19 protein-coding genes are annotated in these 25,726 nt (G+C 54.2%); 10 read left to right on the top strand and 9 right to left on the bottom strand.

The features are described from left to right. Window positions 1–48 precede the first annotated feature (48 nt). On the bottom strand, window positions 49–498 hold the full coding sequence (locus ACEQ15_RS06790; RefSeq protein WP_370278361.1) for a TRAP transporter small permease subunit: 450 nt from the start codon (window positions 496–498) through the stop codon (window positions 49–51). Window positions 499–581: 83 nt separating this feature from the next. Continuing rightward, a complete protein-coding gene (dctP, locus tag ACEQ15_RS06785; RefSeq protein WP_370278359.1) occupies window positions 582–1,598 on the bottom strand; it encodes a TRAP transporter substrate-binding protein DctP in 1,017 nt (338 codons plus the stop codon). A 496-nt stretch (window positions 1,599–2,094) separates the two neighbouring features. Here dctP and ACEQ15_RS06780 point away from each other — a divergent pair, with 496 nt between their 5' ends. Further along, window positions 2,095–2,787 carry a CBS domain-containing protein gene (locus tag ACEQ15_RS06780; RefSeq protein ID WP_370278357.1) on the top strand — a complete coding sequence of 231 codons (693 nt, stop codon included), beginning with the start codon at window positions 2,095–2,097 and terminating at the stop codon, window positions 2,785–2,787. A 189-nt stretch (window positions 2,788–2,976) separates the two neighbouring features. Here the strand turns inward: ACEQ15_RS06780 and ACEQ15_RS06775 are convergent, their stop codons facing one another. Next, window positions 2,977–3,552, bottom strand: a complete 576-nt coding sequence (locus tag ACEQ15_RS06775; protein WP_370278354.1) for a hypothetical protein — start codon at window positions 3,550–3,552, stop codon at window positions 2,977–2,979. A 170-nt stretch (window positions 3,553–3,722) separates the two neighbouring features. Here ACEQ15_RS06775 and ACEQ15_RS06770 point away from each other — a divergent pair, with 170 nt between their 5' ends. Further along, window positions 3,723–4,739: an IS110 family transposase gene (locus ACEQ15_RS06770; RefSeq protein ID WP_370278351.1), complete on the top strand. Its 1,017-nt coding sequence runs from the start codon at window positions 3,723–3,725 to the stop codon at window positions 4,737–4,739. A 321-nt stretch (window positions 4,740–5,060) separates the two neighbouring features. On the opposite strand, the gene ACEQ15_RS06765 is transcribed toward ACEQ15_RS06770, so the two are convergent. Further along, window positions 5,061–5,930, bottom strand: coding sequence for a DUF4922 domain-containing protein (locus ACEQ15_RS06765; RefSeq protein WP_370278349.1), 870 nt, complete (start codon window positions 5,928–5,930; stop codon window positions 5,061–5,063). A gap of 302 nt (window positions 5,931–6,232) precedes the next feature. Between ACEQ15_RS06765 and ptsP the strand changes: the two genes are divergently transcribed. Together ptsP and gcvA are read left to right on the top strand one after the other, a co-directional pair. After that, window positions 6,233–8,470: a phosphoenolpyruvate--protein phosphotransferase gene (gene ptsP / locus ACEQ15_RS06760; RefSeq protein WP_370278347.1), complete on the top strand. Its 2,238-nt coding sequence runs from the start codon at window positions 6,233–6,235 to the stop codon at window positions 8,468–8,470. Between the two features lie 220 nt (window positions 8,471–8,690). Then, window positions 8,691–9,602 (top strand): transcriptional regulator GcvA, encoded by a 912-nt coding sequence (gene gcvA / locus ACEQ15_RS06755; RefSeq protein ID WP_370278346.1) that lies wholly within the window; start codon window positions 8,691–8,693, stop codon window positions 9,600–9,602. 318 nt (window positions 9,603–9,920) lie between these two features. Here gcvA and ACEQ15_RS06750 read toward each other — a convergent pair whose 3' ends face one another. From ACEQ15_RS06750 to betB, 3 genes are all read right to left on the bottom strand, one after another. Continuing rightward, window positions 9,921–11,054 (bottom strand): BCCT family transporter, encoded by a 1,134-nt coding sequence (locus ACEQ15_RS06750; protein ID WP_370278344.1) that lies wholly within the window; start codon window positions 11,052–11,054, stop codon window positions 9,921–9,923. A 337-nt stretch (window positions 11,055–11,391) separates the two neighbouring features. Further along, on the bottom strand, window positions 11,392–13,092 hold the full coding sequence (gene betA, locus ACEQ15_RS06745) for a choline dehydrogenase (RefSeq protein WP_370278343.1): 1,701 nt from the start codon (window positions 13,090–13,092) through the stop codon (window positions 11,392–11,394). Between the two features lie 55 nt (window positions 13,093–13,147). Beyond that, on the bottom strand, window positions 13,148–14,605 hold the full coding sequence (gene betB / locus ACEQ15_RS06740) for a betaine-aldehyde dehydrogenase (RefSeq protein ID WP_370278341.1): 1,458 nt from the start codon (window positions 14,603–14,605) through the stop codon (window positions 13,148–13,150). A gap of 954 nt (window positions 14,606–15,559) precedes the next feature. Between betB and ACEQ15_RS06735 the strand changes: the two genes are divergently transcribed. The 3 genes from ACEQ15_RS06735 (at window position 15,560) to ACEQ15_RS06725 (ending at window position 18,815) form a co-directional block, all read left to right on the top strand. Then, the gene (locus ACEQ15_RS06735; protein ID WP_370278339.1) at window positions 15,560–16,915 is read left to right on the top strand and encodes a cache domain-containing protein; all 1,356 of its coding nucleotides are present in this window, start codon (window positions 15,560–15,562) and stop codon (window positions 16,913–16,915) included. Between the two features lie 14 nt (window positions 16,916–16,929). Further along, window positions 16,930–17,595, top strand: coding sequence for a response regulator (locus ACEQ15_RS06730; protein WP_370278337.1), 666 nt, complete (start codon window positions 16,930–16,932; stop codon window positions 17,593–17,595). 245 nt (window positions 17,596–17,840) lie between these two features. After that, window positions 17,841–18,815 (top strand): TAXI family TRAP transporter solute-binding subunit, encoded by a 975-nt coding sequence (locus tag ACEQ15_RS06725; protein ID WP_370278335.1) that lies wholly within the window; start codon window positions 17,841–17,843, stop codon window positions 18,813–18,815. A 97-nt stretch (window positions 18,816–18,912) separates the two neighbouring features. Here the strand turns inward: ACEQ15_RS06725 and ACEQ15_RS06720 are convergent, their stop codons facing one another. Together ACEQ15_RS06720 and ACEQ15_RS06715 are read right to left on the bottom strand one after the other, a co-directional pair. Then, window positions 18,913–20,499 carry an ATP-binding protein gene (locus ACEQ15_RS06720; RefSeq protein WP_370278334.1) on the bottom strand — a complete coding sequence of 529 codons (1,587 nt, stop codon included), beginning with the start codon at window positions 20,497–20,499 and terminating at the stop codon, window positions 18,913–18,915. Window positions 20,500–20,509: 10 nt separating this feature from the next. Then, window positions 20,510–20,842, bottom strand: a complete 333-nt coding sequence (locus ACEQ15_RS06715) for a multidrug efflux SMR transporter (RefSeq protein ID WP_370278333.1) — start codon at window positions 20,840–20,842, stop codon at window positions 20,510–20,512. A 450-nt stretch (window positions 20,843–21,292) separates the two neighbouring features. Here ACEQ15_RS06715 and ACEQ15_RS06710 point away from each other — a divergent pair, with 450 nt between their 5' ends. From ACEQ15_RS06710 to ACEQ15_RS06700, 3 genes are all read left to right on the top strand, one after another. Further along, window positions 21,293–22,282 carry a TAXI family TRAP transporter solute-binding subunit gene (locus ACEQ15_RS06710; RefSeq protein WP_370278331.1) on the top strand — a complete coding sequence of 330 codons (990 nt, stop codon included), beginning with the start codon at window positions 21,293–21,295 and terminating at the stop codon, window positions 22,280–22,282. Between the two features lie 152 nt (window positions 22,283–22,434). Further along, window positions 22,435–25,053, top strand: coding sequence for a TRAP transporter permease (locus tag ACEQ15_RS06705; RefSeq protein WP_370278329.1), 2,619 nt, complete (start codon window positions 22,435–22,437; stop codon window positions 25,051–25,053). A 104-nt stretch (window positions 25,054–25,157) separates the two neighbouring features. Then, window positions 25,158–25,589: a universal stress protein gene (locus ACEQ15_RS06700; protein WP_370278328.1), complete on the top strand. Its 432-nt coding sequence runs from the start codon at window positions 25,158–25,160 to the stop codon at window positions 25,587–25,589. Window positions 25,590–25,726 lie beyond the last annotated feature (137 nt).

Genomic DNA, 25,726 nt, shown 5'->3' with positions numbered 1-25,726 from the left:
CGTTTTTATTCTTGAACTGCTTATTTTTGGTTGAATAAACACTGCAAGTTATTGTTCGGTTACTTCTTCGCGTGGCTCGGTAATGCCAAGTGCGACCATCAGATCCCGAATAAAGTGCGACAAGCTCTGCAACCACATCAGGCCAACAGCCAGCGGCAATACGGATTTAAACGGGTAAATCGGGGGAGCCCAGGTGCTCTTCGAAGAGTGTTCATTCTTTGCCCAGGAGTCTGCGGCAAATTCAAAAACCACGTAGAAAAATACGGCAAATATCACCAGACCGATGCCACCGGTAATCACATCCAGCCAGGCGCGACCGCGGGCAGGGAACAGGTGGTAGACCGCTTCACTGCGGACATGGCCATGATGACGATGGGTGTATACGCCCGCAAGGATACAGAACGTACCATAGATCATGGTCGTGGTTTCATGCGCCCAGGAGGTTGGGCTGTTAAAAAGATATCGGGCGGCGATCTCGTAACTGAGAACAGCCATCATAGCAAGGCTCATCCATGAGATGGCCTTGCCTATGAAGTCGGATATCTCGTCTTGTAGGTCAAGGAAGCGAGATATCCGTGTCATTAGCCTCTCCCGGTCGCTTTAGCCGCTGCTGCGATGATTTCGATCGCTTTAGCGTTGCGTGGAGACTTAGCTGCTTCCTCTTCCCACAGTACGCGTGCTGCTTTACGCAGACGTGCGGAGTCTTCTGCAGGCAGGGTGCTGAACTCGAACAGACCGGAGGTACCCGCGTCGATGGAGCCGCTCACCATCCAGGTGTGCATCTTACGCGCGTGCTTAGCGTAAGCCATCTCGATGATGCGACGGTGCTCGTCAGACATGGAATCCCACTTGGCTTTGTTGATCAGCATCTGATCGGTGTAGCCAGGGTTTACCATGTTCAGGAAGGTGTAGTACTTGGCAGATTCGTACAGTTTCATTGCCTTGTACTCGTTGGTACCTGCGTAGATTACGCCGTCGATGGTACCGGTGGACAGAGCCAGATACAGCTCGCCGCCTGGCAGGTATACGGTTGGGATGTCGAATTTTTCCAGGATCTTCGCAACACTTGGTGTAGCGCGGATCTTCATGTTTTTCAGATCGTCCAGGCTCTTAACCGGCTTGGTGGTCAGCAGGTCGAATGGGCCGCCCATGATTGGGCCCAGGTAGTGAACACCCTGCTCGGCGTATGCTTCACGGATCAGGTCGATCAGACCTTTGGATTCCATGATGTACTGAGCTTCGTCGTAGTTGGTCCATGCACCTGGCAGACCCGCTTCGATAGATGCGATGTCCAGCTGACCCGGCCAGTAACCTGCGTAGCCCTGACACATGTCGATGGTGCCTTTGGACACAGCCTGGAACATGTCGGCATTCGGTACCAGCTCACTGCCGCGGAAGCGTTTGATACGAAGGGATTTGTTGGAAGCAACCTTAACGTCGTCAAGGAACTGATCGTGGATCTCATCAGACTCCGTGCCCCAGTAGGTTTGCATGCGCAGACGTACTTTAGACGCTGCCTGTGCATTGGTAGAGCTTATTGCCAGCGGTGCTGCTGCAAGGCCCGCTGCTGCTGCCTTCAGAATGTTTCTTCTTTTCATGGTTCTTCCTAAGATCAGATTCGCTGCTGTTATTTTTGATATTCCCTAAGGGGCGGCTACTGTCTTACCGCCGGTTTAGCGGAATGGAACTTACAGTGTAGGGCGTAAGGAGTGGTCTTTTGTCCTATAAACCTGTATTTCATGGGTCAACATATCTTATTTTGGTCAAATAAGAGAGCATTTAATCATGTTGGATAAAGGTTGAGCGATCTGTTAAAACGATTCTCTCTTTATCCGGTGCAATCACTTCTAATTGCACCTTCCACTCCAGTTGCTTCGTCGTTAAAGCGTCCCCACTGATTCAGACAGTTAACATAGTTGAAATTCGAAGAACTTGACCGTTTACGCCGCTTTTTAAGTCTGTTTGCGACATGCAGGGTCGCAAAAGGCTAATAGGCAAAAGTCCTGTGTATTCGGTGATCAGTAGGCAACAGGTCGCAACAGATTGCCGGGCTATACTGAGGTTCAGAACGGTGATTTTTAGGGAGAGTAAACAATGAACGCCGCAGATATTATGACTACCTCCGTGATTACTGTGGGGCCCGATACCGAAGTCAGGGAGATTGCTGAACTGTTGCTGGCAAAACGGATCAGTGCTGTCCCGGTAATTGATGACGAGCAGAGGGTGCTCGGCATTGTCAGTGAAGGCGACCTGATGCGCCGGCTGGAAAGCGATAGCGAAGAGCGCCACTCCTGGTGGATCGAGAACCTATTTTCCCAGAGTCACGACGCCGAACACTATATAAAAGCCCATGGCCGCACCGCATCTGAAGTGATGACTCGCAATGTGGTTACCGTCAGCACCGATATGCCATTGCACGAGATTGCTGCAACCTTGGAGCGTAACCATATCAAGCGCGTGCCTGTGACGGAAAACAACAAACTTGTGGGGATCGTGAGCCGCGCCAACCTACTGCACGGACTGACCGCAGGATTGGTACCTGAGCAGGAACGTTCTGTGGATGATCGCACCATTCGCGACAGCCTGATGCATGAACTGTCGGAAGAGGTGGGGTTGGTCAGCGGACGGATTAATGTCACCGTCCATGAAGGCATGGTTCAGCTGTGGGGCATCGTATACAGCGAGAAAGAGAAGCAGGCTGCGGAACTGGCTGCTACAAATACGCCGGGGGTTCGCTCGGTGGAAAACTTCCTCGGGACGGTTCCACCTTGGCTGACAGAGGCGTAATTTTAGTGGGCTGTAGCAGCGGGCTTCGATCGCGACATTCCTCTAGGACAGGGTTAAACGTGTCGCCCTCAGCACCCAAAGGGCATGATAAGCGGGCTGCTACAAGTTCACCGAACTGTCGTAAATTGACCGCTGCGTAATGGTGCCCAGCACTCCAATCAAAGCATCACGAATAGCGGCCCGTGAAATTCATCTCCGCCTATACAAACACGCTGCTTCACCCAATCCCAAAAATTCAGCCAGTTGTTGCGCAATCACTAGAATCTCATCCCTGTCTGCATGATTCAGCAAGCTGTACTCATCGCCCAGGCGAGAGTGCAGAATCAACTCCACACTCCGGTAACTGGTCGAACGATCGTCCGCAATGTTGCCGAAATGGGTTTGGCCCACCACATCGATACCCGTGACATCCTTGATCGGTAGCCTGTCGCGGCTTTTATAGGTGCGGTAGATCTCGCCGCGGGTTTTATCAATAACCACCCGATTACTGAGGCGTTTGTTCAGCCAGACCATGCCCAGCAGGATGAGTGACAAGACAGCGATAATGATCAGGTAGGGGGTAAGTTCGATCTCGCCGTTCATAAAGACGAGGGTGAACATTGCAGCGAATGCGGTGACGCCAATACCAAAAAAGTAGACAACCCAGGCTGAGCGCTTGCGGGGGATCAATGTGTAACGGTCGCTTTCGGTGAGGAGCCTGTGGGTACTGTGGTTGGCCGGACCGACAGTGTAGAGCTTGATCCGGTTGTTCGTTTTGATGTTCAAGATCGGACAGTCCCTTGCGGTGAAAGAGACTTAGTATAGACCTTGATTGAGCAAACACCGGCCAAGGGGAACATGCGGGGTTTGTTATTATTTGTAGCAAATGAAATGGACCCGCCCACCTAAGTGCCACAATTAAGTTTGTACCGGCATCACTAGATAGGGGGTCCACCATGAGTAAGATTAGCATCGTTGGTATTGATATCGCCAAATTGTCATTCCAATTGCACGGCATTGATGGGCAAGGGCATACGCGGCTTTCAAAAAATGTGGTGCGAACGCAGCTGCTGAAACAGTTGAGTAAGTTACCACCGTGCCGCGTCGCGATGGAGGCGTGTTGCGGTTCACATTACTGGGCGCGTCAGATACAAACACTCGGCCACAACGTCCAGCTCATTCCACCGCAAGAGGTAAAACCTTTTGTGAAGGTGCATAAGAATGACCGTCGGGACGCTCAGGGTATTGCTGAATGTGCAGCACGTCCTGCAACGTCCTCGGTGGCGATCAAGTCTGAAACGCAGCTGGATATCCAGGCGTTGCATCGAGTGCGAGAGCGGCTGATTAAAGAACGAACTGCGATTGGCAACGAGTTGCGTGGCATCCTGGCTGAACGGGGTTATGTGATGCGCAAAGGGGCAAAAGCCTTACGCGAGCGCGTTATGGAGCTCAGCTCAAGTCCTGACCGTCTAAGCGATCTGTGCCGTACGCTGATGCTTGATCTCTATGAGCAATGGTGTGACCGGGACCGTGCGGTTGAACGTTACGATAAGCGGCTAAAGTGCATCGGTAAACAGGATGAGCACTGTCGCCAGCTGCAAACAGTGCCGGGGATCGGCATTATCAATGCGACCTTGCTCCGCTGTTACGCGGGCAATGCCTCGCAATACAAAAGTGGTCGCCATTTTAGCGCGTCATTGGGTCTGGTTCCCAAGCAACGTTCAACGGGAGAGAAGCATCTGCTGTTGGGCATCAGTAAGCGAGGGAACAAGACCGTACGTAAACAGTTGGTACACGGTGCCCGTGCGGCGTACCGTAAGTTGCTCAAAATGCCACCGGAGACCCGGTTGGCCAAGTGGGTGCAGAGCTTGGCAACACGGATGCACCCCTACAAAGTGGTCGTCGCCCTGGCCAATAAGTTAGCGCGTATCGCCTGGGCGATTATCCGGAAAGACGCAGTTTTTACCGCGTAATGTAAGACACCTGAAAGGTTGCGCAGATAGCGCTTATGACATGACAGATAAGATCGACTCTCTTAACCCATCGAGCCCGCATGGCCCGAAGCAGAGGCCGGGTAGCAGATCTGGAAAGAGAGTGCACATCTCATAATGGCTAGGGCCGTGTACAGGCCCAATACAGAAGCCGGATATAAGCGTGCATCTTCACCTCTGAAAGTCGAAAGCACTATTTGCCAAACCGGGCGGGTCCATATAAGCGGGCTCTGACCGCGACATGCCACTGTGGCATAGATGGTCGCCCTCGGAGCGGGCTGCTACAGGCATGGGGGTATACAGTTAGCAAACACCCACCAACGTGTTCATCAGGCCGTTGGCTTTCAGCTTCTCGCCATCCTCATCGCTGCGCACCAGCAATGCCCCCACAAACGCCAGCGCGTTAAAAGAGATTCCTTCAAACGACTCTTCACTGCGCGGTACCATCAGCATCCATTTGCGGGTGATCAGCAGGTTGTACGGAGTAGTGGTCTGGATGCCGTCGTCGCTAATCTCCAGCTCTTCACGCAGCTGGTTGTAGATCGTCACCAGTACCTCGGCAGCCCGCTCTGCATTATCAAAGATACCTTTCGGCAGTTGCATACCCGCGTGTCGGAATTTGAGGTCTGGGCTGCGGTTCGGATGGCCTGGCTTTAACTTATTCAGGGCGTCAGCGAACGGCAGCTCGGCAAACGGTTCCATCGGTATTGGAATCAACTGCAGGTGTTTGTGTGGCTGGCTGGCACCGGCGATCTTGCCGCCGTTGTAAAAGGCCAGCCCATCAATCTCCTGCATCACCATCGCCAGGGCATTGAAGTCCTTCTTATTAATCTTGTCCTGCTGGGATTCCAGCTCGCGGGTTACAACCAGCAAGTGCTTATCCACAACATTAAACTTGTTGAGTAGGCAGACGTGGTGCTCACCCAAGTCACGCACATACAGGGCTTCGTCGTAGGGTTTGAACGGGTTGTGACGGGTATCGCCCGCTTTTTTCAGGCGTTGGGCAGCCTCGTCTTTGCGCTGCAGATTATCGAGGGTGCGCAGAAGAAACGGTGTACCGTGCTCGTCAATCTGCTCGTAGCGGGTATCGATCGATTGCAATGCGCCGGATTCCAGCGCGAAGTGGGATACTCGTTCAACGTCTTGCAACAGCGTGTACTTCATCTCGGTCATCGGTCTGCCTTTGAATCCCTGTTGGGGCGAATAATCATCATAAGCAAGAAATGTTTAAAGTCAGCGTATTCTTTTGGCTAGTTGGAACTATTGTTCCTTTATATATAGCGGATATGTGCCGTTTGCCCGTGATACGGGAATACCTCCCTGTAAATCCTTGTAGATACGCGATAAGTTAATAGGGATTTTGCGCAATCCAGCTGCAGGGATCAGCATTGCTCTTTGAGAGGGGGATATGTGCAAAGCGCAGGTCATTGATGACCTGATAATAAAAATATGCGCTATGGGTGGAGAGGTGTTGAATGGGTAGCAACGCCATGTTGGAACTGACCCGGATTATCCAGAACGTGGTGTTGGCTACGTCGCCGGAAGATCAGGTTCAGATGATCGTGGATGCGATCAGTGATGTTATTGCATTAGACGTATGCAGCCTTTACCGGCAGAGCGGTAATGGCGATATGGTGTTGATTGCGAGCCATGGTCTGGTTGCCGCTGAAAAGGTGGTGATTCCTGAAAACCAGGGGTTGGTTGGCCGTGTGGTCAGAATGCGCCATAGCGTGAATATCACCGAGCCCACCGAACATCCCGATTTCTACTACGTACCCGGATCTGCCGAGGAGATGTATCACAGCTTCTGTGGTGTTCCCTTGGTGCTGCACGGCGACATAATCGGTGCGTTGGTTGTTCAGAGCCGCCGCCCCGAGCTGCTGAAAGCCGAACAGGAAGCGTTGCTCACGACCCTGGCTGCCCACCTGGCGCTGCTGGTTAATGCCCTGCCTGAACCTAAACTACCCCGCGCGCCAAGTAATGAACGCTACGTCGGTATCAGCGGGGCGCCGGGCCTGGCAATCGGTAAGGTACACCTGCTGAGCCAGGACGGTTTATCCACCGTCAGCGAATCATCGTGTGACAATCCCAAGCAGGAACTGAAAGAGTGGCTGGCTCTTAAAAAGGCGACACTGGAAGACCTGGAGAAAGAGCGCACGTCGGTTAAGGAGGCGTTGGGTGACAGCTTGGCTGCTGTGCTGGATGCCTACCGTATGCTGCTGGAAGATCCCTCGTTTACTGCCCGTATTACCCAGGAGATTGAAGCCGGTAAGGCGCTGACGTGGGCGATCCGTCAGGCAGTACGTTTCTTTTCCGATCAATTCAAGGCGATGGACGATCCCTATCTCAGAGCGCGTCATGAGGATATCGAGCAGTTGGGTGACAAACTGTATCGCATCTGGCGTGGGCAGCACCTGACCGATCTTCCGAAACTGGGGGATGGGCCGCTGGTTTTGATGGGGCACCACGTGAGTGTCTCGGATATCGTCAGTCTTCCTGCGGAACAGTTGGGGGGCATCGTCTGCTTTGCAGGTGCTGCATTGTCCCATATCGCAATCTTTGCCAATGCCTTGGGTATCCCGGCGATCATGGGTGTGGGCGAACTGCAGGTAAAAGACGGTGAACGGGTGATCGTTGATGGCGACAGCGCCAAGGTGATCCTCAAACCGTCCCGTACCCTGCTGAAAGAGTTTAAGAAAATTCTGACGGCCCGGCAGAGTTTCGACCGTGAACTGCTGGCCGAGAGTGCCAAACCTGCGATCACCAAAGACGGTGTGCGTGTGGCGGTGATGGCCAATTCCGGTTTGCAGTCGGACATTATGCCGGGCATCCGCAACGGCGCTGATGGCGTTGGGCTTTACCGCACCGAGGTGCCGTTTATGGTGCGTGACAGTCTCCCTTCGGAAGACGAGCAAACCGAGGTGTATAGCCACGTAGTAAGTGCTTACGGCGACAAACCCGTCTACTTCCGCACCCTGGATGTGGGGTCGGATAAACCGCTGCCATACCTGCCCCAGTATGATGAGGAAAACCCCGCGCTGGGCATGCGTGGCATGCGTTTTACCCTCGATAACCTGCAGCTGCTGATGAACCAGTTCAGGGCTATCTTGCGTGCAGCAGGCTGCGGCGAGCAGGTGCATCTATTGCTGCCGATGGTTAGTTCCACCCACGAACTGGATACCTGTATCGAGCTGCTGGACGAGGTGATCGAACAGCTGCATGAGGAAGGGAACCACGTATGTCGGCCGAAACTCGGTGTGATGATCGAGGTGCCAGCGGCTATCTCCCTGCTGCCGTTCTGGAAGGAGAAGATTGACTATATCTCTGTCGGAACTAACGACCTTTCTCAATACCTGTTGGCGGTCGATCGTAACAACTCCAAGGTTTCCAAATACTACGATTCACTGCACCCGGCGGTACTGCACGAGCTGGTACGTATTATCCGTATCGCCGAGCAATGTGAACTGCCGGTCTCTATCTGCGGTGAGATGGCCTCCGATCCAGTGTCCGTAACCCTGCTACTGGGTATGGGCGTGCGCAAGATCAGTATGAGTTCGGCGAAGCTGCCACGGATCAAGTGGCTGATTCGAGCGCTGTCGGTGAAGGATCTGGAAAAGCTGCTGCAGGCGGCGCTCTGTGTGGACAGCTCCAAGGCGATCCGTGAGCTGGGTTCGCAGGCACTGCGCGATGCCGGGATCGAATACGACAAGTAATCGGTACTGTCTCCGAACAATATCCACCTGCGACCCGATTGAAAGGGCAGAGGGCAAAACTGTGTCGGTTTCAGGTCTCTTTTGATTCCGGGCAGGGGTAACAATGAGGTTTCGGGTGGTGAATTTATGATCACCCGCTATTAAGCCAGGATCGGTGCTTCCTGCAGCACCCACACAATCCAAAAACAAGAATACATATCCGTTATGACGGAGCCGTACAATGCGTAACTTCCGGCAAAAACTGCCGCCCCTCGATACCCTGATCGCTTTCGAAGCGGCCGCCCGCTACCTGAGTTTTACCCAGGCTGCGAAAGAGCTGCATCTGACACAGGCCGCCGTGAGTCAGCAGATCCGCTCGCTGGAGGATTACCTGGGTGTGCAGCTGTTTACCCGTGAACACCGTTCCGTGTCCCTTACCCAGCAGGGGCGTGATTACCAGCATACGGTGGTGGCGGCACTGACCCAGCTGGCCAATGCAACGCTGGATATCCGTGTGGTGGACCGGGATAACACACTTACCGTAGCGGCGGATCAGTCGATCGCCTCGCTCTGGCTGATGCCCAAACTCAACGAATTCCGCATCACACATCCTGAGGTGAAGTTACGTCTGGTGTCATCCGACCTGGTCGATGACTGCCTGAATAAAAACGTTGATGTGGCGCTGTTCTTCGGGGACGGTCACTGGCGCGGTTACGAGTCGGTACGGATCTTCCAGGAGAGCGTGTACCCGATCTGCAGCGTGGATTACATCAAGCAGCACGGCAAGATCAAAGAAGTGGAAGATCTGGTACATCACAACCTGATCGAGCTGGAGGACCACAACTGGAATTCGCTTAACTGGCGCCGCTGGTTGAACGCCAAGAAGGTGGACCTGCCGATGGAGCGTCTGGGGCTTTCACTCAACAACTATCCACTGGTGATCGATGCCGCCAAAAACGGGCAAGGCATTGCCCTGGGCTGGAAGCACCTGATCAGTCCGGAACTGGACGATACCCAACTGATTAACCCTTTAGGACAGAGTGTGGAAACGGATCACGGCTACTACCTGCTTTGGCACAAGGACCGCAAGATCTCCCCCGAAGCGCAGGCGTTTATCCAGTGGGTTCATCAATATTTGGAGCACGCCGGTTAATCGCTTTTTGGGGTTTCCATCTCGTTCCCACGCTCTGCGTGGGAATGCATATACGCCACGCAACTCCTCTAAGATATAGGTTCCCACGCGGAGCATGGGAACCAGCAGGGGCTATTATATCTTTTTCCATCTCGTTCCCACGCTCTGCGTGGGAATGCATATACGCCACGCATCTCCCCTAAGGTATCGGTTCCCATGCGGAGCATGGGAACCAGTCGGGCTCTCACATCTTTCTCACCCAACGGCCTGTAAAACCTCAGATAACAAAAAGCCCGGGACTGTTAACTGTCCCGGGCTTTTCTATGGCTGTTGATTAGTTCAGGCTGGCTGAGGTTTTAATTCTGCCTGACGCTGAAATAGCATCACGTAGATCACCGCGTAGAGCGCGATCACCAGCAGGCCCACCCAAGCGATATCGAACGGGGTGAACTGGTATGCCAGGATCAGGCCGTACATCACGATGAAGTTACCGGCAATGTACTTGGTTTTGCCGAAACGCTCGACGGTCAGGTCCATGTTGCTGGTGTACAGGCGGATCAGGGAATCGAGAGAGTTGATCACAAAGATAATACCCACAACGATCATCGCCATTTTCATCATGTCCACGATCTCCAGTGCGTTGGCGTGGTAGTAATAGAGTACCGAGAACCACAGCGCCAGCGGGATCGATGGGATCACCAGCAGGGCGGCACACAGCTGCCAGGTTTTCAGTCCACCCACAAAACGCGCTACAAACTGGCCGATCATGATGCTCCAGGAGAACCACCAGAACAGGTAGAACTGGTGGTAGTCGGAGATCGGCAGGATGAACTGGTCCAGATTGGTGAAGTAGCCACCGATGCTTCCGAGCGTGGATGCCAGCTCCGGCAGGCCCATACCATCCGCGTTCAGCATCACGCCTGCAATCAGTGCGAGGAACAGCCAGGTGGAGGCGATACTCAGCACCTTCACGTACTTGATGTCAGTACTGGAGAGCACGGCAAACAGCACCACGATAGCAACCAGACCAAAGCGCATTGGATCGGAGATGCCATCCACGTAACTTGGCAGGTAGCTCAGGAACAGGAAACCGGTGAATGCACAGGTGGCGATTACGATGATGTTGTTGACGATCTTAATCGCCGGGATCTCGAACAGCTTAACTTTTGGTTCGATCACGCAGAAGTAGAAGGTGGTCAGGAAGTAGAACGCCCAGACCAGCCCGCCCCAGAAGCCGAACTCAATCGCCAATGGATTGGTAAAAGCGTAGGCCTGTTCCTCGGCATACACCGGGAATTCGGTGAGCGGGAACATGATCAGGCCCACATCCAGGCCCGAGGTGAACAGGATCGCCAGAAACGCGAACAGGCTGCTCGGAATTTCACCCTTACACAGAACGTTGCGGCCTTTAATCACGATAAAGGCGGATGTTAACAGTGTCACGATAATCGCAACGGAAAGTATGGTGGTCATATCAGGATTGCTCCGTTGTTATTTTTGTAGTCTTAACCGGGGAGCCAACGGCAGCTTACTGCCGCTGGCGCCTGTGTCCAAGTTTTCCTCCCGTAGAGAGGAGGATTTGGGAAACGTCATCCACTGCCATTGGCGCGGAAAACGATCCATCCGGTTTCAGAGATACAGGTGCTATGACCCCGGCATGCGGAGATGTCGGTTAATGCGTGACTGCGTTCTATGGCGCAGTCGGTTGTTGGTTGAGTTCTCTCAGATGATTTCATTAAGCTTGTACCTTTAGTTATTTTTGTTGGCTGGGCTCTTTTTCATTTGTGTGGGAGTAGCGGGACACCACCTCTCAGGAAGAGAGTTGGCGTTCCGGCGCTCCCGCGCGCTGACTATGCTGCCAGCTGTTGTCGATCCACACCGGTGCGTCGGTTACATCCAGTGGTTTGCGGCCGAGGATCATATCCGCCGCTTTTTCGGCCACCATGATGCTGGGAGCATTCAGGTTGCCGTTGGTGATGGTTGGGAAGATGGAGGAATCCACCACGCGCAGGGATTCGATGCCGCGCACCCGGCACTGGCTGTCGAGCACCGCCATCGGGTCGTTGTCTGCACCCATCTTGCAGGAGCAGGACGGGTGGTAGGCGCTTTCCACGTTCTGGCGTACCCAGGCGTCGATCTCTTCGTCGCTCTGGATTTGAGTACCCGGCTGGATCTCATCGCCGCGGTAGGCATCCATCGCCGGCTGGTTAAGGATCTCGCGGGTGAGGCGGATGCAATCGCGCCAGTCCTGCTTGTCCTGTTCGGTGCTGATGTAGTTGAACTTGATGCCCGGCTTGGCATGTGGATCGGCGGATTTGATCCACACCCGACCGCGGGATTCCGGTTTGTTCGGACCTACATGTACCTGGAAACCGTGACCGTCGAAGGCCGCCTGGCCGTCGTAGCGCATCGCCGCAGGCAGGAAGTGGTACTGAATGTTCGGCCACTTCAGACCCGCACGGGAGCGGATAAAGGCACAGGATTCGAAGTGGTTGGTGGCACCCAGGCCATCCTTGAACAGAATCCAGCGGGTACCGATCAGGCCTTTGCTGATCAGGCCCAGTTTGCTGTTCAGGGAGATCGGTTGTTTGCAGTGGAACTGGAAGTACACTTCCAGGTGATCCTGCAGGTTTTCACCCACGCCCGGCAGATCGTGAACAACCTCGACACCGGCATCGCGCAGCACATTCTTCGGACCGATACCGGATAGCTGCAGCAGCTGCGGCGAACCGATGGAGCCGGCGGACAGGATCACTTCGCTGGCCGCATATGCTTCGCTGATCTGGCCGTTCTTTTCGTATTCAACGCCAACCGCTTTCTTGCCTTCCAGCAGCACCTTGCGGGTGACGACGCCGGTAATCAGCGTCAGGTTTGGGCGTTTCAGGGCACGGCGCAGATACACATTGGAGGTGGAGGCGCGCACACCTTTTTTCACGGTCATGTGCATCGGGCCAAAGCCCTCCTGCTGGTAACCGTTGTAATCCTTGGTTTCCGGGTAACCCGCCTCAACACCGGCATCGATAAACGCCTGGTAAAGCGGGTTCAGCTTCATGTCGTTGCCGTTGCAGGTGGCCAAAGGGCCGTCGCCACCGCGGTATTGGTCTTCACCACCGCTCCAGCTTTCGGCACGGCGGAAGTAAGGTAGGCACTCCTGATAACTCCAGCCGTTGGCACCCTGTTCAACCCACTCGTCAAAGTCACAGGCGTGGCCACGTACATACACCATGCCGTTGATGGAGGAACCGCCACCCAGTACCTTGCCACGGGGGCAATGCAGCACACGGTTATCCACATCGCCTTCCGCTTCGGTTTCAAACTGCCAGGCGTACTTTTCGGTGTTCATCGGATAGGAGAGAGCGGTGGGCATCTGGATAAAGATGCTCTTGTCGCTGCCGCCGGCTTCCAGCAACAGCACGTTGTGCTTGCCGTCTGCAGTCAGGCGGTCTGCCAGCACACAGCCCGCAGAACCCGCACCAACAATGATGTAATCGTATTTATTCTTATTGCTCATAGTTAAAGCTCACAGCTAAATCAGTGTCGATTCTGATCGGTACCAGTTTGAGTGCTTAATACGGGCACTCCAGGTCACCCAGTTCGATATACACACTCTTGGTCTGGGTGTAGTGCTTCAGTGTCTCGACACCGTTTTCACGTCCGATACCGGACTGTTTGTAGCCACCCACCGGCATCTCGGCAGGCGAGGAACCCCAGGCGTTGATCCAGCAGATACCGGCTTCCATGCGGGCAATGACGCGGTGGGCGCGGGAGAAATCGGTGGTAAACAGACCGGCTGCCAGGCCGTACTCGGTATCGTTGGCGCGGCGGATCACTTCCTCTTCGTCGCTGAAGCGCAGGATCGACATTACCGGTCCGAAGATCTCGTCTTTCACGTTGGGCATGTCGTCGGTGCAATCGGCGAACACAGTGGGTTTGACGAAATTGCCCTTGTCCAAACCGTTTTCGGTAGCACGCTCACCACCGCTTACCAGACGGGCGCCAGCTTTTTTAGCAGCTTCGATATAGCCCAGGACCTTGTCCATGTGTTTACTGGAGATCAGCGCGCCGATCTGGGTGTTCAGATCGCTTGGATCGCCGATGATCAGGCGATTGGTGCGTTCTTTAACTTGGGCCACGAACTCGTCGTAGACGCTGTCATGCACAAAGACACGGGTACCGTTGGTGCACACTTCGCCCTGGGTGTAGAAGTTGGCCAGCAGGGCACCAGATACCGCGTTCTTCAGGTTGGCATCTTCAAAGACGATCAGCGGCGACTTGCCACCCAGCTCCATGGTGACCTCTTTCAGGCTACCTGCTGCATCGGCCATCACCTTTTTGCCGGTACCACATTCGCCGGTGAAGGAGACCTTTGCGATCTCCGGGTGGCGGGAGAGGGCCTGGCCCACACGGTAGTCACCCTGCACTACGTTGAATACGCCATCCGGCAGGCCGGCTTCAGTAAAGATTTCGGCTAGTTTCAGCGCAGTCAGCGGGGTTTCTTCGGAGGGCTTGAAGATCATCGCGTTACCCGCAGCCAGTGCCGGGCCGGATTTCCACATGGCGATCTGGATTGGGTAGTTCCAGGCACCGATACCGGCGCAGACACCCAATGGCTCACGGCGGGTGTAGAAGAAGTTAGTGCCGCCCAGGTCCTGCTGTTCCCCCTGTAGGGACGCTGCCAGGCCTGCGTAATACTCGATGACGTCGGCACCGGTAACGATATCCACACAGTTGGCTTCCTGCAGCGGTTTGCCGGTGTCCTGTACTTCCAGCAGGGCCAGCTCATCGTTGCGCTCGCGCAGGATCGCCACTGCTTTCTGCAGGATGCGACCACGTTCTGCACCACTCATGGCGGACCAGGCCTTGAAACCTTCCTGAGCGGACTTAACTGCAGCATCCACATCGTCCAGAGAGGCCTGCTGCACATTGGCCAGCAGCTCGCCGTTAGCTGGGTTGCGGGTTTCGAATGTTTCACCGGAGGTCGCGTTTTGGTAGCGGCCGTGGATGTATAAAGAGATTTCCTGCATTGCCTGAAGCCTTCTTGTGAATTACGTGCGGGGTATTCCGGTCCGGCTGCTGCGCCGAGTTGTCAATCAGAATCCCATTGATTGAAATCATCTTAGGAGCGGAAAAATGGGGCTTCAAACTGTCAATTCTTGTGCAAAAAGATAAGGAATTCTTATGCCAAGTCAGGAGGCGGTTATGTTTGCGCTCGGATCACGCTTGTAGAAATGGGACTCACGACCCGCTGGAAATGCTGGTTTTAAGAGGCGGTTTTAATATCTCCGCTTGGGCTGCAGCTCCTATGGTTAAAAGGTTTCGGGGTAATCAGGTGATAGTTAAAGCTTACATTGATTTTATTCGGAAAGTGGGTGGCACAGAGGACGTTAGGAGCTTGCCTTGCGTGGCTTTTGACCCGGTATTGAAGCGGGAGGAATCAGCCAGAAATGGGGCTTTTAATTGCCTGTTCACGTCATGACCAATTTTCAAGTGTCGTAAACAGCCATTTTTGTGGTTTGGGCAAGGTTAGCGGTACTTCACATTAGTAACTCTTATTTAAATGAATAAGGATAAATCGTTTCTCCTGGCTCTTTGTTGGCTTTATGGTTTTTAGCGGATGTGGCTCCAGTGAACGCGGGAGATGCATACAGTTAAGTCCTTTTAGTGCTTAGAGCCGGACCTATCCGCTTTGATAGGGAAGTTTGTTTGGTTTTGGTTAGTGCACTACTCCAGAGCGCCAGGTCTTGAGCGAAGGGCCTGCGCTTTTATGCAGATACTCCGCCTGGTCAAGCTCTGGACCGGGCGGGTATCTGCTTTTTTATATGCGGAACCGGTACAAGAATAGGTGCTTAAATGCAGGCTTAGAGGCGTTACGAACTACTACGCATAGTCTCAGTATTACTACGTAAAAGCCTTGTGGTTGGTGGAATTTTGCTCAATGCTGATGCAGGATTAGTCGTATTTGTTACTGTAAGCCCACTATGTCTCTCAAGTCCAAGATCCTCCTGCTGGCATTGCTGCCACTTATCCTGATGACCGCTGCGATCACCCTGATCAGCCAGCGCCAGGCGCATGACCTGTCTGAACAGGAGATCCGCATCTTCGAGGAGAACTTGCTTGAAGCTAAGCGCAATGAGTTGCAGAACTATGTCAGTCTGGCGATGACCTCCATCGCCCATATCGTGGCGACCTACGAGCCGGGGGATAAAGACGCCGAAGCCGAGATCAAACGTATCCTGCATGGCCTCACCTATGGCGATGACGGCTACTTCTTTGCTTATGACCGGGGTGGTGTGAACCTGGTCCATCCAATACAGCCCGAGCTGGTGGGTGAAAATCTGATCGACCTTCAGGACAAACGGGGGCAGTTTGTTATCCGCGAGTTATTGCAGAAAGCGCGTGAAGGGGGCGGTTATTTCCGCTACCACTGGCGTAAGCCGTCCAAGGGTGATCTGGAGGATAAGCTCAGCTACGTGGTTACTATTCCCAAGCTCAACTGGATGATGGGCACCGGTATCTATGTGGATGACATCGCCAGCGAAGTGGCGAAGATCCGCAGTCAGGTGACCCGCAATATCCGCAACACCTTCTTTACGGTGCTGATGATCCTGGGCGGTACCGCGGTCATCATTATCCTGATCGGTGTGGCGATCAATGTGCATGCCACCCAACTGGCCGACAAACGCCTGCGCGCAATTGTCCACAAATACGTCCAGTTCCAGGTAAACCAGCGCCGTAACTTTGCCCGTGAACTGCATGACGGGATCAACCAGCTGATGGTGTCGGTGAAATTCCGTGTGGAGCTGGCGCGGGACCGGCTGTTATCCAATCCCAATAATGCCGCAGAGAACCTGGAGAAAGCCGAGAATGTGCTCAATCAGGCGATTCAGGAAGTGCGGCAGATCTCGCACGATCTGCGCCCAAGCCTGCTGGATGATCTGGGCCTGAAAGCGGCGTTGGTGAGTATGCTGGACGACTTTGCTGAGCGTACCGGTATCCGCAACAACATCCGTTTACAGCTGCCGGAGCATCGCCTGCCGGACGATATCGAGATCACCCTGTACCGTATCGTGCAGGAAGCAATTACCAATGTGGAGCGTCACGCCGATGCCAACGAGCTGGTGCTGCGCATCTGGACCGGTGATGACCAGATCCGGGTGGATGTAAAAGACAACGGCCGTGGTTTTAATCTCAACAGTGATGATCAGTGCGAGGGGATCGGCCTGATGAACATGCGCGAGCGGGCCGAGCTGCTGGGTGGCAACTTCGAGATTCGCAGCCGTCCAACCATGGGCACCCGTGTACGTGCTACATTTACGCTGGAACCTGTTAACTGAGGTAGTAGAGGCTTATGCACGAGAGCAGTCCAGAGAACACCACCATCCGCATCCTGTTGGTGGATGATCATCCGCTGGTGCTGGAGGGTATAAGCGCGCGCCTGGAGAGTGAAGCGGGTATCCAGGTGATCGGGCAGGCCAGTAACGGACAGGAAGCGCTGGAGCTGGCGGCCGAACTGAAACCGGATGTAGTGCTGATGGATATATCCATGCCGGTGATGAACGGTTTGGAAGCCGCTGAGCATTTCCACAACGATCAGCCGGATGTGCGGGTGCTGATCCTCAGCATGCACGAGAACCGCGAGTATATCGTCAAGATGATCCAGAGTGGCGCGGCGGGTTACGTGTTAAAAGACGTATCCTCCGATGAGCTGCTACGCGCGATCCAGACCGTATATCAGGGCGGCACCTATTTCAGCGCCGGAGCCTCCGAAGCGTTGTTCAGCGAATTCGGTCACAGTGATCAGCCTGAAAAAGCGGAGACCGGTCTCACCAAGCGGGAAGAGACTGTACTTAAGCTGATTGCCGAAGGGCAGGTGAACAAAGAGATTGCCCGTACCCTCAATATCTCCGTCCGTACCGTTGAAACCCACCGCCAGAACATCAAGCAGAAGCTGAATATCCAGACTGCTGCTGGCCTTACCAAGTATGCCCTCGAGCATAATCTTATATCTCTGTAGGGCAGGCTTTAGCCTGCCGGCAGCCTAAAGGCTGCCCTACATTGGTTAATGAATGGCCTTCCTTGTGGAAATTGTGTTGGGCATCGCGTTGCGATGGCCAACCTACAAAAACGTGGCTCTTTCTATATGTAGGTTGGCCATTGCACAGCAATGCCCAACACCAACCATAATGCACACCCCATGACCAATCCCTAAGGCTTTGCTACACTGGCGCATCGCTGATTTGCAGATCCAAGAGAACAATAATGAAAGATTGGCTGCGGCATCTGACCCGTTCTGCTCTGTGTGGCATCACGTTGAGTGCTATCGCATTCGCACCTGCCCACGCAGATAATCGAATCATCTCCTTAGGCACTGGTGGGATTACAGGTTTGTACTATCCAACCGGTGGCGCGTTGTGCCGCCTGGTCAATCTCACCCGAGAGCAACACGGTATCCGCTGTGCTGTACGCAGTACGCCAGGTTCTGTGACCAATCTGCAGCAGGTCTCCGATGGAACGCTGGATATGGGGATCGCCGAAGCCGGTCAGCTTTTCAATGCGCGTAAGGGCAAGGGTAAGTTCGACAAGCCCGATCCTGAGCTGCGTGCCCTGATCAATCTCTTCCCTGAATACATCTCTATCCTCAGTCGTAGCGACAGCGGTATCGAGAGCTTTGCCGATCTGCAGGGCAAGCGCATTAATATCGGCAAAGATGGCAGCAGTCAGCGCATCACCCTGAGTATGCTGATGGATGCCCGTGGCTGGCAGCTGGAGGACTTCTCACAGGTCCATCAGCTGGCGCCCGCCAATCAGGCCGAAGCACTTTGCCAGAACAAGATAGATGCGACTTTATATGTGGTGGGTCATCCCAGTGGGGCGATAAAGGAATCCCTGCGTGACTGTAACAGCCACCTGATCAGCCTTAGTAAAGAAGACATTGATACGCTGATCCGCAAAAATCCGCACTATCAGCCATTGGTGATCAGAGGGCAGTTGTACGGGGAAGGGCATGAGGATGTGCACACCGCAGGTGTGAACGCGACCCTGTTTGCCCGTGCAGATATGCCTGATGAAGTGGCCTATGCGATGGTGAAATCCCTCTTCACCCAGTTTGAGCGCTTCCGCCGTTTGCACCCGGCGTTTGTAAATCTGAAGGTGGAGGATATGGTGAATACGCCTTTGGCGGCACCAAGGCATCCGGGGGCAGAGCGGTATTTCAAAGAGGTTGGGTTGTTGTGACCGAGTGCTCCTTGTAGCAGCGGTCTCCGACCGCGACATACCACCGTAGCCTAAAAAGGTCGCCCTCAGAGCGGGCTGCTACATGGCTTATGCCAGCTTACTTCTGCACCGGCCCCATATCATCCGTCACCAACGGCAACTCCATCCGGAAATGTGCCCCGTCTTCATTCGGCAAACACTCGATGTGTCCTTTCAATAGCTGACTCACCAGGTTAAAGGTGATGTGCATCCCCAATCCACTACAGCCCTGATTGCGCTTGGTGGTCATAAACGGTTCGAACAGTTTGTAACGCCAGCCCTCCGGCACCCCCACACCGTTGTCCCGGTAATCGATTACCAGATTGTTGTCCTGTTGCTGGATCTCGATACGGATCTTGCCGCCTGGCTGGTTCTCAAAACCGTGCAGTAGGGAGTTAAGGATCAGGTTGGTGAAGATCTGGTAATAACTGCCCGGGAAGCTGTCGAGCAGCAGCTGATCGGGAGCTTCAATGCTGATCTCAGGCTGGCAACGTTTCAGACGGGGTTTCAGCGAGAGCAGGATCTCGTCCATATACTGCACCAAATCGAAGGTGCGGCGTTGTTCGCTCGATTGGTCAACGGAGACCTGCTTAAACGCGCTGATCAGCTGGTTGGCGCGCTCCAGGTTCTGGCAGATCAGTTCGCTGCTCTCGACTGCGGTATCGGCCAGTGGGTTATCCGGATCCAACTGTTTCTGCAGTTTTGCCTGATCGGCCAGGAAGGAGGCGGCGGTAAAACCGATGCCGATTGGTGTGTTGATCTCGTGTGCCACACCCGCGACCAAGCCGCCCAAGGCGGCGAGCTTTTTCGATTCCACCAGTTGTTGCTGGGTGGTCTGCAGTTTTTCCAGCGTGTCGTGCAGTTCCTGGTTTCGTTCTTCCAGCTGCTGGGTACGTTCTGCGACGCGCTGCTCCAGCTCCACGTTCAGTTTGGCGAGGGCCTGCTCAGCTTCGGCGCGCTTGCTCATATCCTTGAGCATCGATTCCCGCATATTGTTCATTGCATCCACCACCTGGCTAAGCTCGTCGTCGCGCTTCTTGCCTTTGCGCTTCAAAAACAGCGGCCGGTCCAAGTGATCCAGCTTCAGACGGCGGGCATACTGCGCCATGGTGCCCAAGTGCTGGGTGATCATGCGGTGGAAGATGGTGAGGATAAAGATCGACACCAGGAAGGTTTTGATCCCCTGGGAGGCCAGGATCACCAACACCTTATCCGCCAGGCGACGGTAAACCTCGTCCAGGCTGATAATCAGGGTGAGATTGCCCACATCGTAGATGACGCCATTGCCTGCTTTGTATTGCAGATCATAGTGGCGCTCCACAATCGGTCCCTTGTCCGGACGGATGCCTGCCGTATAAAAGTCACCGTATTGAGAGCTGATCTCCAGATAACGCACGTCGGGCAGTTGGTACAGGCCATCCAGCTGCACCTGAATCTGATCCGGGCTGATCTCCCACAGACTGTTGGAGAGGCTATTCAGTGAGCTGGCCTCGATCTGCTGCAGACGTTCATCGATCGCCGAGAGTTCGTAGCGGTAGTCCAGCCAGAGCTGGGTGCCGGTGGCGATCAGGGTGATGGCCGAGCTGCACAGCAGAATCGCCGCCAACAGACGGATGCCCAGGGGCTTTTGGTAGCGGAACTGATTCAGGCGTTGCAGCAAGGTCATAAATTAAGTGTCAGTGGGCAGAGGTGTTGGAAAATACATTGATAACAACCACGCCGAGAACAATCAGCGCAATGCCGATGATCGCAGGCATATCCAGCTTCTGTCCATAGAGCATCAGTGCAAGGATACTCACGGCGACGATGCCAAGGCCTGACCATACCGCATAGGCCACACCCAGCGGGATAGTACGCAGTGTCAGCGACAATGCGTAAAACGCGACACCGTAACCTACGACAACTAATAAAGAAGGTAGAAAGCGGGTAAAGCCTTCGCTGGATTTCAGGGCCGTGGTTGCAACGACCTCTGAAGCGATAGCAACGGTCAGAAACAGCCAGTTTTTCATCGTGTGTGTCTTCCAATTTATGGGTAATAAGGCGCAGAGTTTTTCACAACCTATCTGCCCGAAACAAGCAACAAATTCTAAGTGTCTCTCAAGCTTTTCTGTACCAACCATAGCCTGATCTGAGTTGTCATTTCCCCCTTCGAAGCTGGAAATTGCCAAAAGTGGCACGAAAGGAGGTTTTGTTGGCATGGAAGGCGGTCTTGGGTGCGTGATCTTTCCCATATGTTAGGGGACGTCTTTTGTCGAAGACTCACTCCTGTAACACAAAGGTGGTTGGCAAAAAGCATGAAGGGGGCCAACCCCGGGTGCAGGGGAGGAGGTGGTTCACCGGCACCACATCAGGCCGGTGAACGACTTCCTGAGCGCAGCAGCGGTCGAGTGAGAACACGCTGCTGATAAGAACTTATTTAATAGCCCGCATGCGGGCGCATAAAGATAAGAAGGGTTCCCATGTCTCTGAAGAACAAACTTGCAACTACGCTTCTGTCCTCCGCAGTTGGTCTGACCGCTGCTTTCTCCGCAACTACGGCTAGCGCTGATCAGACGTACGTAACGATCGGTACCGGTGGTCAGACAGGTGTTTACTACGTTGTTGGTCAGTCTATCTGTCGTCTGGTTAACCGTGAAACTAACGACCACGGCATCAAGTGTACTGCGCCTTCTACCGGCGGTTCCGTAGCAAACATCAACGCAATCCGTCAGGGTCAGCAGGACATGGGTATGGCCCAGTCTGACTGGCAGTACCACGCATTGAACGGTACTAAGCACAAGACCTTCATCGATCAGGGTAAATTCGAAAACCTGCGCGCACTGTTCTCCGTACACAACGAGCCGTTCACTGTTGTGGCACGTGCGGATTCCGGCGTTGAAACTTTCGACGACCTGGTAGGCAAGCGTGTAAACCTGAACAACCCAGGTTCCGGTACTCGTGGCACCATGGAAGTGATCATGGCTGAGAAAGGCTGGACTAAGGACAGCTTCAAACTGGCAGCTGAGCTGAAAGCAGCTGAACAGGCTCAGGCACTGTGTGACAACAAACTGGACGTAATGCTGTACTCCGTAGGTCACCCATCCGGTGCGATCAAAGAAGCGACCACTTCCTGTGACGCTAAAGTGATCCCAGTTACCGGTCCGGTAATCGACAAGCTGATCGCTGAAAACGATTACTACGCTGATGCAACCATCAAAGGCGGCCTGTACAAGGGCACTGATGCAGACGTTGCAACTTTCGGTAACGCTGCGACTTTTGTAACTTCTTCTGATGTAGATGCAGACACTGTTTACACCGTAGTGAAAGCAGTATTCGACAACTTCGATCGCTTCAAGCGTCTGCACCCTGCATTCAACAACCTGGACCCACAGAAAATGGTTTCTGGTGGTCTGTCCGCTCCTCTGCACGAAGGTGCAGTGCGTTACTACAAAGAACGTGGCTGGATGTAATTTCATACATTACACACCTTCACGCTTTGTGTAAGCGGAGGATCAGGTATCACGCCTGATCCTCTTCTGAGATCGCCGCTTCCCTCCGTTTGATGTGCAGATCAGTGGGGTGGGGTGGAGGTCTCTTTTTAATTCTGTAATTGGGAGCTGATATGACGGATCTGCAAAGCAGACAAAATCAGGTCGACGATAAAGAACTTCAGGAGATGGTTGCCGCCAATGATACCGGCGCACGTATCCCTGAAGGTTTCCAAGGCAAACTGCTGCTGGCTGTAGCGCTGTGCTGGTCTCTGTTCCAGCTGTGGATCGCTTCTCCACTGCCGTTTTACGACTGGCCTCTGATCGGTAGCTTCGGCATCTTTAACGACACTGAGGTTCGTTCTATTCACCTGGGCTTCGCGGCCTTCCTGGCATTCACTGCATATCCTGCACTGGCTCGTTCACCGCGCCATCATATACCAGTCACGGATATCATCTTGTGTGCCCTGGGTGCCTTCAGTGCGTCCTACATCTTCCTGTTTTACGAACAGCTGGCGACCCGTCCGGGCCTGCCAAATACCCAGGATCTGGTTGTATCCGTAATCGGTATCCTGCTGCTGCTTGAAGCAACCCGCCGTACGCTGGGGCCACCGCTGATGATCGTGGCGATGGTGTTCCTGACCTACTCGCTGGCCGGCCCATACATGCCGGAGCTGATCGCACATAAAGGCGTTACACTAAAAGAGCTTGTTAACCATCAATGGCTGACTACGGAAGGCGTTTTTGGTATTGCGCTTGGGGTTTCCTCCAACTTTGTATTCCTGTTTGTCCTGTTCGGTGCGCTGCTGGATAAAGCTGGTGCTGGTAACTACTTCATCCAGGTCGCGTTCTCCCTGCTGGGCCACATGCGTGGCGGTCCGGCAAAAGCGGCCGTTGTGTCCTCCGGCCTGACCGGTCTGATCTCCGGTTCCTCCATCGCTAACGTGGTAACCACCGGTACCTTCACCATTCCGATGATGAAGCGTGTGGGCTTCACCTCCGAAAAGGCGGGAGCGGTTGAGGTAGCGTCTTCTGTAAATGGTCAGATCATGCCACCGGTCATGGGTGCTGCTGCATTCCTGATGGTGGAGTATGTGGGCATCTCCTACGTGGAAGTTATCACCCACGCATTCCTGCCTGCGCTGATCTCCTACCTGGCACTGATCTACATCGTGCACCTGGAGGCGCTGAAGCAGAACATGCAGGGCCTGCCACGTCGCGTTGAGCTTAAAGCTTGGCACCTGCGCCTGCTGGGTATTCTGACCGGCTTCCTGGTAACTGCGGGTATTGCTGCTGCGGTGTACTGGGGTATTGGCTGGATCAAACCTGCCTTCGGTGAATACGCCGGTATGGTGATCGCTGTGTTGCTGGCGGGTGTGTACCTCTACCTGGTGCGTTTTGCGGCCAGCGTGCCGGATCTGAAACTGGATGATCCTAACGCACCGATGGTACAGCTGCCGGAAGTCGGCCCGACCGTGAAATCCGGTCTGCACTTCCTGTTGCCTGTTGTGGTACTGGTGTGGTGTCTGATGGTTGAACGTTTGTCACCGGGGTTGTCCGCATTCTGGGCGTCCGTGCTGATGATCTTCATCCTGGTGACCCAGCGTCCGCTGATTGCGTATTTCCGCAAACAGACCGACGTGAAAGCACGTCTGCGTCAGGGCTTTAACGAACTGATCGACGGTCTGATCGTCGGCGCACGCAACATGATCGGTATCGGTATTGCGACTGCGACCGCCGGTATCATCGTTGGTGCTGTGTCCCAGACCGGTGTCGGTGCTGTACTGGCGGATCTGGTTGAGGTGCTCTCCATGGGCAACCTGCTGCTGATGCTGATCCTCACGGCGATCCTGAGTCTGATTCTGGGTATGGGCCTGCCAACCACGGCAAACTATATCGTTGTTTCCTCCCTGCTGGCGCCGGTGGTGATCTCACTGGGTCAGGAGTCCGGACTAATCGTACCGCTGATCGCCGTGCATCTGTTCGTGTTCTATTTCGGCATCATGGCGGACGTAACCCCTCCAGTGGGTCTGGCGTCCTTCGCTGCGGCTGCGGTTTCCGGTGGTGATCCTATCCGGACCGGTTTCCAGGCGTTCAGCTACAGCATGCGTACCGCTTTGCTGCCATTCCTGTTCATCTTCAACACCGACCTGTTGCTGATCGACGTAACCTGGGCTGAAGGTATCCAGATCTTCATCGTGGCGACCATCGCGATGCTGATCTTCACCGCTGCCAGCCAGGGCTACTTCTTCGCACGCAGCCGTTGGTACGAATCGGCGCTGTTGCTGCTGATCGCGTTCTCCCTGTTCCGTCCGGGCTTCTGGATGGATCGCATCGTAGAACCGTACCAGCAGATCAGCCCGGCTGAGCTGGTTCAGAAAGCTGACAGCATCGAGTCTGGCACCGAGCTGCGCTTCTGGATCGATGGTGAAGATGCAGTAGGTAACCCGCGTTCCTTCGTAGCTAACCTGACGTTGGGTGAAGGCGAAGACGGTCAATCCCGTCTGGCCAGCACCGGTATCGAACTGCTCGACCGTGATGGCAAAACCATCATCGATTATGTGGGCTATGACAGTCCGGCGGAACATGCCGGCCTGACGTTCGATCAGGTGATCACCGGGGTGGAAGCGCCACAAGCGCAACCGCCGAAGCAGCTGATCTTTATCCCGGCATTTGCCTTGCTGGCGTTGGTGATTGTGTTGCAGCGTCGACGTCGCAAAGAAGAACCGGCAGCCGTACCCGCGGCTGCTTGATACCAGCAAACCGTTTAGTCGCCTTTTCGGTTTTCTGAACAGACGCCCGGCCCCACCCCGGCCGGGCATCTTCCAAGCACGCGACTATGCAGGAGAGAGCACAGATGTTTAAGAAAGTACTGGTTCCTGTGGACCTGGCCGAGCCAGAGTTCACCCACAAAGCGATGCAACTGGCTCTGCGCGAAGTAGATGAAAATGCCGCAGAGTTGCACCTGGTCACTGCTGTACCGGGATTCACCAATTCGTTGGTGGCCTCCTTCTTCAGTGAAAAAGACCACCAGAAGGCACTGACCGAGGTGGCACGTCAGTTCAAAAAATACGCTCAGCAGACACTGCCGGAAGAAGTGAAACCCGTGTTGAAAGTACTGGAAGGGACACCGGCAGAGATGATCGTAAAGTATGCAAAAGATCAGGCGATAGATCTGATTATTATGTCTGCTCACCATCGTTCCAAAGTGGACGAATTCCTGCTCGGATCGGTATCAGCACGGGTGGTAGAGCGGGCACAAAGCTCCGTTCTTTTGCTGAAAAACTGAGCAATTTATAGAAGGGCAAAAAAACGGGATTTTGTCCTGTTTGAAATCTAAATTCGGGAAAAGATTCTACAGAATTGGAAGCGCTATGTGGTTAGCGCTTCTATACTTGTGAGCTTGCGAATAGGTCTGAAACGGCC

The organism is Pontibacterium sp. (assembly GCF_964228735.1).
GTDB lineage: Bacteria > Pseudomonadota > Gammaproteobacteria > Pseudomonadales > Balneatricaceae > Pontibacterium.
The sequence above is the reverse complement of the archived record's forward strand: the minus strand, read 5'-3'. Positions and strand labels throughout refer to the sequence as shown.